The organism is Streptomyces albiflavescens (assembly GCF_014645835.1).
Lineage (GTDB): Bacteria > Actinomycetota > Actinomycetes > Streptomycetales > Streptomycetaceae > Streptomyces > Streptomyces albiflavescens.
In genome coordinates this window covers 199,006-210,830 of sequence record NZ_BMMM01000007.1, presented here as the reverse complement: position 1 = coordinate 210,830, position 11,825 = coordinate 199,006, and the positions used below count along the sequence as shown (strand labels likewise).

Sequence of the window (11,825 nt, the reverse complement as noted above, 5' to 3'; positions counted from 1 at the left end):
GAAGGATGCATGGGCAGGGGCTTGTGCACGAGGGAAGAGCGCATCGGCAGGGGCTCGCGCACGAGGGGCCAGGCCCTGGCCAGAGGCTTGGACAGGGGGGAGCAGGTCTTCGACAGAGGCTTGCGCACGGCGGCTCAGTCCTTCAGTTCCAGCACACCGGATATCCCCACGCCCCGCGACGGTGTGCCGTCGAGCGCCGCGTCGTCGGCGATGCGGCCGTCGAAGAAGCTGATCACCCGGTCCGCGGCGCTCGCGAGCCGTGCGTCATGCGTGACCAGCAGGATGGTCTGGCCGCGCTGGTGGAAACGGGACAGCAGCCGGGTCACCTCGCGGGTGCCCTTGCTGTCGAGGCTGCCCGCGGGTTCGTCGGCGAGCAGCAGCGGCGGATGGTTGACCAGGGCCCGCGCGAGTGCGACGCGCTGCTGCTCGCCGCCGGACAGTTCGCCCGGCATGCTGCGCTCCTTGCCCTCCAGGCCCAGTTCGGCGAGGAGCTCCTCGCGCTCGGCGCGCGCCTGCTTGGGGGAGACCCCGGCGAGCAGGGCGGGCAGTTCGACGTTGTCGGCGACCGACAGGTTCGACACCAGGTTGAAGAACTGGAAGACGATGCCGATGCGGCGCCGGCGCTCGACCGCCCAGCGCGCCTCGCTGTACGCGTCCGTGCACTCGCCGTCCAGCCAGACGCTGCCGGAATCCGGTCGCTGGAGCCCGCCGAGCAGATGCAGCAGGGTCGACTTCCCGGCACCGGAGGGGCCCGTGACGGCCACGAACTCGCCCTTTTGCACGGCGAGGTCCACGCCGCGTACGGCATGCGCGGGCGCGCCCTCGCCATGGTGGGTCTTGACCAGGCCCTCGGCGCGCAGCACGGGGGCGTCCTCGGCGCGCGGCGAAGGAGGGGTGCGGCTCATTCCAGCTCCTCCAACTCCTCCTGGCAGCGCTCCAGCCAGTCGAGATCGGCCTGCAGATGCAGCATGGCGCCCTCGATGAGCAGCTGAGAGATGCGGTTGTCCCGGCTCTCGGCCGCGGCGAGCTTCGACAGATCGCGCATGGTGTTCAGATACTGGCGCCGCTGCTTGTTGATCAGGGCGATCTGATCGGCGAGACCGGTCTGCGGTGCGAGCGCGAGCTTCATGAAGAACTCGTCCCGTACGCGCGGCTCGTCCGCCGTCTCCTCGTACCAGGCGCGCAGCGCCTCACGCCCGGCGTCGGTGAGGTGATAGATCTTCTTGTTGGGCCGGCTCGACTGCTCGACTTCCTCGCCCGCGATCAGTCCCGACTTCTCGAGGCGGCCGAGTGTCACATAGATCTGGCCGACGTTCGGCTGAGGGTACGCGGCACCCAGCAGTTGCTCAAGGTCCTGTTTGAGCTCGTAGCCATGGGCGGGTCCGCGCGCCAGCAGGGCCAGGAGGGACAGCCGCACTCGTGCTCTCCTCCCCGCATCCTTGTCATGTGCCGCAGGCCCAGGTGCCCGAGGCCAATGTGCCGCAGGCTCTAGTATCGCCCATACCTAACAGGTATACATGGCCTCTGACTCCGGGCGAAGGTGCCCGGTGCCGGTGTACAGGGAGGAACCTATGCGGTGGATACGCGCCGCCGGTAGGGGCCTCCTGGTCGCGGCGGTGGTCCTGTCCGGTTACGTCGCCTCGGGCGGGCGCTCGGACGGAGCGCACGGCGAGGGCCGCGGTCCGCTCACCCTCGCCACCGCCGGTGACCTCACGAACTATTTGGGTCCACTGCTCGACGGCTGGAACCGCACCCACCCCGGCGAGAAGGTCACCCTCGTCGAACTCCCGGACTCCGCGGACGAGACCCACGCGCAGATGACCACCGACCTGCGCGGTGGCGACCGTAGCCGCTTCGACGTCCTCAACATCGACGTCGCCTGGACCTCGGAGTTCGCTGCCGCGGGCTGGATCTCCCCCTTGCCCCGCGGCCGCTTCCCGCTCGGCGGTTTCCTGCCGCCCGTGGTGGACACGGCGACGTACGACGGAAGGCTGTACGCCGTCCCGTACGTCACCAACGCCGGCCTCCTCCTCTACCGCAAGGACATCCTGGCCAAGGAGGGTGTCGCGCCCCCGCGCACCTGGGCCGAGCTGGAGAAACAGGCGAAGACCATCGCGCCGAAGTACGGACTCGACGGCTACGCGGGCCAGTTCCTGCCCTACGAGGGGCTCACCGTGAACGCCGCCGAGGCGGTCTACTCGGCGGGTGGCACGATCCTCGGCGACGAGGGCGAGCGCGTCACGGTCGACTCCGCGGCGGCCCGTGAGGGCATCGGCTTCCTCGCGGACGGCGTGCGCGACGGCTGGATCCCGAAGAAGGCGTTGACGTACAAGGAGCAGGAGTCCAAACAGGCCTTCCAGGACGGCCATCTCCTCTTCCTGCGCAACTGGCCGTACGCCTACGTCAGTGCCTCCGCCAAGGGCTCGGAGGTCGCCGGGAAGGTTGGCGCGGTGCCGCTGCCCGGACCCGACGGGCCGGGGACGAGCGTGCTCGGCGGCTCCAATCTCGCGGTCAACACGCATGCCCGGCACCCCGACTCGGCCGCGCGCCTGATCGCGTACCTCACCAGCGAGCGGGTACAGCGGCAGGTCCTCACGCGTGGCGCGCTGCCGCCCGTACGGGCCGACTTCTACCAGGACCCGGCGCTGATCCGGGAGTTCCCGTATCTGCCGACGCTGCGCGCGAGCGTCCTCGCGGCCGCGCCGCGCCCCAAGAGCCCGCGGTACGACCAGGTCAGCCTGGCCGTGCAGGCCGTCGTGCACGACGCGCTGACCGGGCACCAGACGCCCGAGGCGGCGGTGCGCCGGCTGGCCCGCGAGCTGGCGGACATCTCGCGTCGGGGCTGAGCCCTCTTTTCGCCGCACTCGACGGCTCCTAGTTACATGTTAGGTAACGCGCCTGTCTCATCTTCGGTTTTCACGGTAGAAAAGTCGGCATATAAAGACCCAACTCCCAGACGTGTGACACCTACTCGTTGACACTCCTGCAACACGCCTACTTAACATGCATGCATAACCGGAGGCACGCACAGACAGGTCAACGGGTGAAGCTCAACACGCACCGCTGGTGGCGCGACGCAGTGATCTACCAGGTGTACGTCCGGAGTTTTCTGGACAGCACCGGGGACGGCATCGGCGATCTCGCCGGAGTCCGGGCCGGACTGCCGTATCTGAAGAAGCTCGGGGTCGACGGCATCTGGCTGAGCCCCTTCTACCCCTCGCCGCAGCACGACCACGGCTACGACGTCGCCGACTACTGCGACGTGGACCCGCTCTTCGGTGACCTCGCCGAGTTCGACCTGCTGATGACGGACGCCCGGCGCCTCGGCGTCAAGGTGCTCCTGGACATCGTCCCCAACCACTGCTCCAGCGAGCACCCGTGGTTCCAGGAGGCACTGGTCTCGGCGCCGGGCAGCGCGGCCCGCGCCCGCTTCCACTTCGCCGACGGCCGGGGCCCGGACGGGGCCGAGCCGCCCAACAACTGGCACGCCATGTTCGGCGGCCCCGCCTGGAGCCGGGTCACCGAGCAGGACGGCACGCCCGGCCAGTGGTACCTGCACATGTTCACGCCCGAGCAGCCCGACCTGAACTGGCGCAATCCCGAGGTCGGCACCCACTTCGACCACGTGCTGCGCTTCTGGCTCGACCGGGGAGTCGACGGCTTCCGCATCGACGTGGCCGCCGGGCTCTACAAGCACCCGGACCTGCCGGACTCGCCCGACCCGGAGGCCGATGCCCGCACCCGCGACTCGGTCAACCCGCTCGCCTGGAACCAGCCCGAGGTGCACGACGTCTGGCGCCACTGGCGGTCGGTGTGCGAGGAGTACACCGGCCGGGACGGCAGAGAGCGGCTGCTCGTCGGCGAGGTCTCCGTGCGGACCGCCCGCGAACACGCCCAGTACGTACGCCACGACGAGCTGCACCAGGCCTTCTTCTTCGACCTGCTCAGCGCGCCGTGGAACGCCGACGCCTTCCGCAAGGTCATATCCGAGGCCATGCAGGACATCGCGGGCACCGGCTCGACGGTCACCTGGGTGCTCAACAACCACGACCAGGTCCGCACCGTCACCCGGTACGGCGAACTCGGTACCGAGGGCAGCGGCCTCGGCGCCGCCCGCGCCCGTGCCGCCGCGCTGCTGATGCTGGCACTGCCCGGAGCCGCGTACATCTACCAGGGCGAGGAGCTCGGGCTGCCCGAGGTCGTCGACCTGCCCGACGACGTGCTCACCGACCCGATCTTCCGCCGGACCGGCAGCCGCGCCAGGATCCGCGACGGCTGCCGGGTGCCGCTGCCCTGGTCGGGACATGCCTCGCCGTTCGGCTTCACCTCGGGCGTCGAGAGCGCCAAGCCGTGGCTCCCGCAGCCCGCCTACTTCGCCGAGTACGCCACCGACCGCGCCCTCGCGGACACCCGCTCCTTCTGGCACCTCTACCGCGACGGACTCCAACTGCGCGCGGGATTGCCCCAGTTGGGCGAAGGCGTGCTGCGCTGGCTGGACACCCAGCCCGGCGTCCTCGGCTTCGTCCGCGGTGACGGCCTGGTCTGCGCCGTCAACTTCGGTACGGCGCCCACGCCCGCGCCGGTGTCCGGCACCCCGCTGCTGTCCAGCGGCCCCTGCGCGCCCGGCGTCCTGCCCGGCTCGACGGCCGCCTGGTGGATCAGCGACTGCACCAACCCCTGAGCCCCACGACCCACCGACGGGTGAGCCCCACCCCCACCTGATTGCCGATTGCCCGTCATTTTGCCCGTCAGTTTCCCCGCCCTCGAAGGGACATCAACGATGATGCGACGACGTACGACCCTGCTCGCGAGCTGCACCGCCCTCGCCCTCGCCCTCGGCGCGACCGCCTGCGGAGGCGGCCCCGTCTCCGCGGGAGGTGGCGGCAAGTCGCTCAGCGGCCAGACGATCACCGTGGCCGGTGTCTGGTCCGGCAGTGAGCAGAAGAACTTCCAGAAGGTCCTGGACGCCTTCACCGAGAAGACCGGTGCCAAGACCCAGTTCATGTCCACCGGCGACAACGTCTCCACCGTCGTCGGCAGCAAGATCGAGGGCGGCAACGCCCCCGACGTGGTGATGGTCCCGCAGGTCGGTGTCCTCCAGCAGTTCGCGAAGGAGGGCTGGCTCAAGCCGCTGTCCAAGACCACCGAGCAGTCCGTCGACAGCAACTACGCGAGCGTGTGGAAGAACTACGGCAGCGTCGACGGCACCCTGTACGGCCTGTACTTCAAGGCCGCCCACAAGTCGACCGTCTGGTACAGCCCCGATGCCCTCGACCAGGCGGGCGTCAAGCCGCCGACGACGTACGACGCGATGCTGAAGGCCGGGCACACCGTCTCCGAGTCGGGCCTCGCGGCCTTCTCCGTCGCGGGACAGGACGGCTGGACGCTCACCGACTGGTTCGAGAACATCTACCTCTCCCAGGCCGGACCCGAGAAGTACGACGCCCTGGCCGCCCACAAGATCAAGTGGACCGACCCGACCGTGGTCGAGGCCCTCACCACCCTCGGCAAGCTCTTCAAGGACAAGCAGCTGATAGCCGGCGGCCAGAAGGAGGCGCTGAACACCGACTTCCCCGGCTCCGTCGAGAAGGTCTTCGGGCCCAAGCCCGAGGCCGGCATGGTCTACGAGGGCGACTTCGTGGCCGGTGTCGCCAAGGACCAGTTCGGCAAGAAGATCGGTGAGGACGCCAACTTCTTCCCCTTCCCGGCGGTCGGCGGCGGCAAGGCGCCCGTGGTCAGCGGCGGCGACGCGGCCGTCGTCCTCAAGGACGGCAAGAACCAGAAGGCCGCCATGCAGTTCCTGGAGTACCTGGCCACCCCCGAAGCGTCGGCGGTGTGGGCCAAGGCGGGCGGATTCCTCTCCCCGAACAAGAAGCTCGACCTCTCCTCCTACGGCGACGACGTCACCCGCGAGACTGCCAAGTCCCTTGTCGCCGCCGGGGATTCGGTCCGCTTCGACATGTCCGACCAGGCCCCTGCCGCGTTCGGAGGAACCAAGGGCGCCGGTGAGTGGAAGCTCCTCCAGGACTTCCTGCGCGACCCGTCCGACCCGAAGGGGACCGCGGCCAAGCTGGAGAGTGCGGCGGCCAAGGCATACCAGGGCTGATCATCATGACCGCCACGCTCCTGAAAGAGGCGAGCCCGCCGCCGGTCGCCATGGCCGACCGCCGGCGGCGGGCCCGGCGACGCGGCCGCGTCATCGCCCTCGCCTTCGTCTTCCCCGCCCTGCTCCTGCTCGGCGCGCTCGTCGTCTACCCGGTGCTGTTCTCGGTGGGCCGCAGTTTCTTCGACGCCTCCGGCACCCGGTTCGTGGGCGGCGACAACTACACAGAGATGTTCCGCGACCCCGCCACGCTCAAGGCCGTCCGCAACACCGCGATCTGGGTGGTCGTCGCACCGGCTCTGCTCACCGGGCTCGGCCTGATCCTCGCCGTTCTCGTCGAGAAGGTGCGCTGGGCCACGGCGTTCAAGCTGCTGCTGTTCATGCCGATGGCCGTCTCCTTCCTCGCCGCGGGCATCATCTTCCGGCTCGCCTACGACGAGGACCCGGACAAGGGCGTTCTGAACGCCGCTGTCGTCTCCGTGCACGACGCCTTCAAGGGGACCTCGTCGTATCCGACCGCCCGCGCCCGTGACGGCCAGGGCCTGACCAAGGGCGCCGACGGCTCGTACGGTACGACCGCTGCCGCGTCCCCTGGCCACACCGTCGACCTCGGCCTGGTCGGCATCCTCCCGAAGGACCTGCCGCAGGGCGCGCGGCCCGCTTACCCGGCCGCGGCCCAGCAGGCGGCCGTCGACGAGATACGCGGCGTCGCCTATCTGGACTTCACCCGCGGCGGGGGAGGGCAGCAGGGCAAGGTCGACCGGCAGGAGAGCGGGCTGCCGGAGATGAAGGTCGAGGCGGTGCGCGACGGGAAGACCGTCGCGAGCACCACCACCGCGGACGACGGCTCCTTCCGCTTCCAGGGCCTCGGCTCGGGCTCGTACACCGTGCGGCTGCCCGCGTCGAACTTCGCGCCGCCGTACCAGGGCGTCTCCTGGCTGGGCCCTGCGCTTGTCACGCCCGCCATCATCGGCGCCTACCTGTGGATCTGGACCGGCTTCGCGATGGTCCTGATCGGCGCGGGGCTCGCCGCGCTGCCGCGGGACGCCCTGGAGGCGGCCCGGATCGACGGGGCGAACGAGTGGCAGATCTTCCGCAGGATCACCGTTCCGCTGCTCGGGCCCGTCCTCACCGTGGTCTTCGTGACGCTGGTCATCAACGTGATGAAGGTCTTCGACCTCGTCTACATCATCGCGCCGGGCCCGGTGCAAGAGGACGCCACCGTGCTGGCCACCCAGATGTGGCTGGTGTCCTTCGGCGGCGGCAACAACCAGGGCCTGGGCAGCGCACTCGGGGTGCTGCTCCTGCTCCTGGTGATCCCCGCCATGGTCTTCAACGTCCGCCGTTTCCGAGGGAGTCAACGATGAACGCGCTCAGGCGAGGGCTCGGCAACAGCCTGGTGCAGGCGTTTCTCGTCGTCGTGGGCCTGGTGTGGCTGACCCCGCTCGCGGGACTCTTCGTGTCCTCGCTGCGATCCGCTCAGGACACGGCGAAGGGGGGCTGGTGGACCGCCTTGAAGAGCCCCGGGCAGCTGTCCTTCGACAACTACTCGGCGCTGCTGGGCAATTCGGGGATGACGCGGGCGTTCTGGAACACCGTACTGATCTCCGTCCCGGCGACCTTCCTCGTCGTCGTGCTCGCCGCGCTCGCCGGATACGCCTTCGCATGGCTGGACTTCCCGGGGCGCGAGCCGCTCTTCCTGCTGGTGGTCGCGCTGTTGGTGGTGCCGGTGCAGATCGGTCTGCTCCCGGTGGCGAAACTCTTCGGCCAGCTGGGCCTGTTCGGCACGATTCCGGGTGTCGTCCTCTTCCATGTGTCGTACGGGCTGCCGTTCGCGATCTTCCTGTTGCGCAACTACTTCGCGGAGATGCCTCGGGAGATGCTGGAGGCGGCGCGCATGGACGGCGGCACCGAGTGGCGTATCTTCACGCGACTCGTGCTGCCGGTGGGGCGGCCGGCCATCGCGAGCCTCGCCATCTTCCAGTTCCTGTGGGTCTGGAACGACATGCTGGTCGCGCTGCTCTTCGCCGACAGCTCCTCGCAGCCGCTGACGGTTGAACTCCAGTCGCAGATACGGCAGTTCGGAAGCAACATCGATGTGCTGGCGCCCGGCGCGTTTCTCTCCCTGGTGGTGCCGGTGGTCGTGTTCTTCGCCTTCCAGCGGCACTTTGTGCAGGGAGTGATGGCCGGGTCGGTGAAATGACCCGGCCCCGGACCGGTCTGTCGGCTGCGGGTGGGTGGGGCTGTTCGCGCAATTCTTCAGGGACGCGGGGAACCGCGCAGTCTTTTGAGCGGAGCGGGGGTCTGGGGGCGCAGCCCCAGGTACGGGAGTGGGTAGGGGCGGCGGGGGCGAATCAAACCCCGCCGCCCCTACCCTCCGGGCTCAGGCCGAAGCCGGCGGATACAGCGATCGCGGCAGCTGGGAAGCCGCTGCCGCGTCCAGGAGCCACAGGGTGCGGGAGCGGCCGTAGGCGCCCGCTGCCGGGGCCTGTACCTCGCCCGCGCCCGACAGGGCGATCGCCGCGGCCTGGGCCTTGTCCTCGCCCGCTGCCAGCAGCCACACCTCACGGGCGGAGCGGATCGCGGGGAGGGTGAGGGAGACGCGGGTCGGCGGGGGCTTCGGTGCGCCGTGTACGCCGACCACCGTCCGCTCCGTCTCCCGCACCGCGGGGAGCTCCGGGAAGAGCGAGGCCACGTGGGTGTCGGGACCGACGCCCAGCATCAGGACGTCGAAGGTCGGCACGGAACCGTGGTTCTCGGGCCCGGCGGCCTTCGCGAGCTCGGTGGCGTACGCCTCCGCCGCCGCGTCCACGTCGGCGCCGTACGGACCGTCGGACGTCGGCATCGAGTGCACCCGCGCGGGGTCCAGCGGCACCGAGTCCAGCAGCGCCGCGCGGGCCTGCGTGTCGTTGCGGTCCGGGTCGCCCTCGGGCAGGAACCGCTCGTCGCCCCACCACAGGTCGAGGCGGCCCCAGTCGATGGCATCCCGCGCGGGCGCGGCGGCCAGCGCGGCCAGGAGGCCGTTGCCGTTGCGGCCGCCCGTGAGCACGACCGAGGCGTAGCCGCGCGAGGCCTGCGCGTCCACGATCTTCGTGATCAGCCGGGCCGCGGCGGCCTGAGCCATCAGCTCCTTGTCGCGGTGTACGACGAGCTGCGGGGTGCTCACTTCGCGGCCGCCTTCTTCGCGGGAGACTTCTTGGCCGCGGCCTTCTTGGCCGGAGCCTTGGCGGAGGCCTCGGTCGCGGTGGCCTCGGAGGCGGAATTCTCCGCCTCCGACGCGTTCAGGCGGTCCACCCCGTACCGCAGCGCCGACGCGTACGTGTCGTCCGGGTCGAGACGGCGCAGCTCCTCCGCGATCAATTCGGACGTCTCGCGGCGCTTGAGCGCCACCGCGCGGTCGGGCTGCCCCTCGATGGACAGGGTCGCCAGGGAGCCGTCGGCGCGGTCCAGGACGATCGGGCCGCAACTCGTGTCCAGCCGGACGCCGGTGAGGCCGGGACCGGAGGACAGGGAGCGCTTGACGGGCACGTCGAGTCGGTCCGCGAGCCACATGGCGAGCAGCTCGCAGCTCGGGTTGAACTCCTCGCCCTCCACCTCGACCGCGTCCACCTCGCAGGTGACCTGGTCCAGAGCTGCGGCCAGCATCGAGCGCCAAGGCGTGATGCGGGTCCAGGCGAGGTCGGTGTCGCCCGGTGTGTAGGCGTCGGCGCGGGCGCTCAGCTCCCGTACCGGTGCTTCGGCCGCGTAGGTGTCGGTCACGCGGCGCTGGCCGAGCGCGCCGAGCGGGTCCTTGGCCGGGTCGAGCGGCGCGTTCACCGGCCACCAGACGACGACGGGAGCGTCCGGCAGCAGCAGCGGCAGGACGACCGACTGGGCGTGGTTGACGACCTCGCCGTACAGGCGCAGCACCACCGTCTCGCCGGTGCCGGCCTCCGCGCCGAGTCGCACCTCGGCGTCGAGGCGTGACTTCGTGCGGTCGCGGGGCGAGCGCGAGACCCGCCTGATGACCACGAGGGTGCGCGAGGGGTGCTCGTGCGAGGCCTCGTTGGCGGCCTTCAGGGCGTCGTAGGCGTTCTCCTCGTCGGTGACGATGACGAGGGTGAGCACCATGCCGACGGCGGGCGTGCCGATGGCGCGGCGGCCCTGCACCAGCGCCTTGTTGATCTTGCTGGCCGTGGTGTCCGTGAGATCGGTCTTCATGGGCGACGCCAGCTCCGTCCGTCTGCCTCGAGCATTTCGTCCGCCTCGACGGGGCCCCACGTACCCGCGGGGTACTGCGCGGGCTTGCCGTGCTTGTCCCAGTACTCCTCGATCGGGTCGAGGATCTTCCAGGACAGCTCGACCTCTTCGGTGCGCGGGAAGAGGTTCGAGTCGCCCAGCAGGACGTCCAGGATCAGGCGCTCGTACGCCTCCGGGCTCGACTCGGTGAAGGACTCGCCGTACGCGAAGTCCATCGAGACGTCCCGGATCTCCATCGAGGTGCCGGGCACCTTGGAGCCGAAGCGGACCGTGATGCCCTCGTCGGGCTGGACCCGGATGACGATCGCGTTCTGGCCCAGCTCCTCCGTCGCCGTGTGGTCGAAGGGGGAGTGCGGGGCGCGCTGGAAGACGACCGCGATCTCGGTGACGCGTCGGCCGAGGCGCTTGCCGGTGCGCAGGTAGAAGGGGACGCCCGCCCAGCGGCGGTTGTCGACCTCAACCTTGATCGCGGCGTATGTGTCGGTCTTCGACTTGGGGTCGATGCCGTCTTCCTGGAGGTATCCGACGGCCTGCTCGCCGCCCTGCCAGCCCTCCGCGTACTGCCCGCGGACCGTGCTCCTGCCCAGGTCCTTCGGCAGTTTCACAGCGCCGAGCACCTTGGTCTTCTCGGCGGCGAGCGCGTCCGCGTCGAAGGAGGCGGGTTCCTCCATGGCCGTGAGGGCCATGAGCTGGAGCAGGTGGTTCTGGATGACGTCCCGGGCGGCGCCGATGCCGTCGTAGTAGCCGGCGCGGCCGCCGATACCGATGTCCTCGGCCATGGTGATCTGTACATGGTCGACGAAGGACCGGTTCCAGATCGGCTCGAACATCTGGTTGGCGAAGCGGAGCGCCAGGATGTTCTGGACGGTCTCCTTGCCCAGGTAGTGGTCGATGCGGAAGACCTGGTCGGGCGCGAAGACCTCGTGGACGACCGAGTTGAGCTCCTCGGCCGACTTGAGGTCGTGGCCGAAGGGCTTCTCGATGACCGCGCGGCGCCAGGAGCCGTTCGACTGCTCGGCCAGACGGTGCTTCTTCAGCTGCTTGATGACCACCGGGAAGGCGGACGGCGGCACGGAGAGGTAGAAGGCGAAGTTGCCGCCCGTGCCCTGTGCCTTGTCCAGCTCGTCGATGGTGGAGCGCAGCCGTTCGAAGGCGTCGTCGTCGTCGAAGGTGCCCTGCACGAAGCGCATGCCCTGGACGAGCTGCTGCCAGACCTCCTCGCGGAAGGGCGTACGGGCGTGCTCCTTGACGGCGTCGTGGACCTCCTGGGCGAAGTCCTCGTTGGCCCACTCGCGGCGTGCGAAACCGACGAGCGAGAAGCCCGGCGGCAGCAGACCCCGGTTGGCGAGGTCGTACACGGCGGGCATCAGCTTTTTACGTGACAAATCGCCCGTGACGCCGAAGATGACCAGGCCCGACGGCCCCGCGATACGCGGGAGCCGTCGGTCTGCGGGGTCACGCAGCGGGTTGCTGCTTGACAAGG

Annotated in this window: 10 protein-coding genes; 5 read left to right on the top strand and 5 right to left on the bottom strand. The window is 69.8% G+C overall.

Going from position 1 to position 11,825, the window contains the following annotated elements; translation table 11 throughout:
- Positions 1-134: 134 nt before the first annotated feature.
- Together IEY95_RS20765 and IEY95_RS20760 are read right to left on the bottom strand one after the other, a co-directional pair.
- Positions 135-905 (bottom strand): ABC transporter ATP-binding protein, encoded by a 771-nt coding sequence (locus tag IEY95_RS20765; RefSeq protein WP_189187569.1) that lies wholly within the window; start codon positions 903-905, stop codon positions 135-137.
- A complete protein-coding gene (locus IEY95_RS20760) occupies positions 902-1,417 on the bottom strand; it encodes a PadR family transcriptional regulator (RefSeq protein WP_189187568.1) in 516 nt (171 codons plus the stop codon). Before IEY95_RS20760 ends, IEY95_RS20765 begins: the two co-directional genes overlap by 4 nt.
- A 154-nt stretch (positions 1,418-1,571) precedes the next feature.
- On the opposite strand from IEY95_RS20760, the gene IEY95_RS20755 reads away from it, so the two are divergent.
- The 5 genes from IEY95_RS20755 to IEY95_RS20735 all read left to right on the top strand — a co-directional run bounded on the left by IEY95_RS20755 (position 1,572) and on the right by IEY95_RS20735 (position 8,306).
- The gene (locus IEY95_RS20755; RefSeq protein WP_189187567.1) at positions 1,572-2,846 is read left to right on the top strand and encodes an ABC transporter substrate-binding protein; all 1,275 of its coding nucleotides are present in this window, start codon (positions 1,572-1,574) and stop codon (positions 2,844-2,846) included.
- A gap of 161 nt (positions 2,847-3,007) precedes the next feature.
- Complete coding sequence (locus IEY95_RS20750; RefSeq protein WP_189187566.1) at positions 3,008-4,681, top strand: glycoside hydrolase family 13 protein; 1,674 nt, start codon at positions 3,008-3,010, stop codon at positions 4,679-4,681.
- Positions 4,682-4,780: 99 nt separating this feature from the next.
- Positions 4,781-6,106 (top strand): ABC transporter substrate-binding protein, encoded by a 1,326-nt coding sequence (locus tag IEY95_RS20745; RefSeq protein WP_189187565.1) that lies wholly within the window; start codon positions 4,781-4,783, stop codon positions 6,104-6,106.
- Positions 6,107-6,111: 5 nt separating this feature from the next.
- Positions 6,112-7,470 carry an ABC transporter permease subunit gene (locus tag IEY95_RS20740; RefSeq protein WP_189187564.1) on the top strand — a complete coding sequence of 453 codons (1,359 nt, stop codon included), beginning with the start codon at positions 6,112-6,114 and terminating at the stop codon, positions 7,468-7,470.
- A complete protein-coding gene (locus IEY95_RS20735; protein WP_189187563.1) occupies positions 7,467-8,306 on the top strand; it encodes a carbohydrate ABC transporter permease in 840 nt (279 codons plus the stop codon). The genes IEY95_RS20740 and IEY95_RS20735 overlap by 4 nt, the downstream gene beginning before the upstream one ends.
- A 180-nt stretch (positions 8,307-8,486) precedes the next feature.
- On the opposite strand, the gene pgl is transcribed toward IEY95_RS20735, so the two are convergent.
- Genes pgl through zwf form a run of 3 tightly spaced genes read right to left on the bottom strand, consistent with a single transcriptional unit; the run spans position 8,487 to position 11,823 of the window.
- On the bottom strand, positions 8,487-9,269 hold the full coding sequence (pgl, locus tag IEY95_RS20730; protein ID WP_189187562.1) for a 6-phosphogluconolactonase: 783 nt from the start codon (positions 9,267-9,269) through the stop codon (positions 8,487-8,489).
- The gene (gene opcA, locus IEY95_RS20725) at positions 9,266-10,303 is read right to left on the bottom strand and encodes a glucose-6-phosphate dehydrogenase assembly protein OpcA (protein WP_189187561.1); all 1,038 of its coding nucleotides are present in this window, start codon (positions 10,301-10,303) and stop codon (positions 9,266-9,268) included. The genes pgl and opcA overlap by 4 nt, the downstream gene beginning before the upstream one ends.
- Entirely contained in the window at positions 10,300-11,823 is a 1,524-nt protein-coding gene (zwf, locus tag IEY95_RS20720; protein WP_189187560.1) for a glucose-6-phosphate dehydrogenase, read from the bottom strand. Before zwf ends, opcA begins: the two co-directional genes overlap by 4 nt.
- Positions 11,824-11,825: the final 2 nt, after the last annotated feature.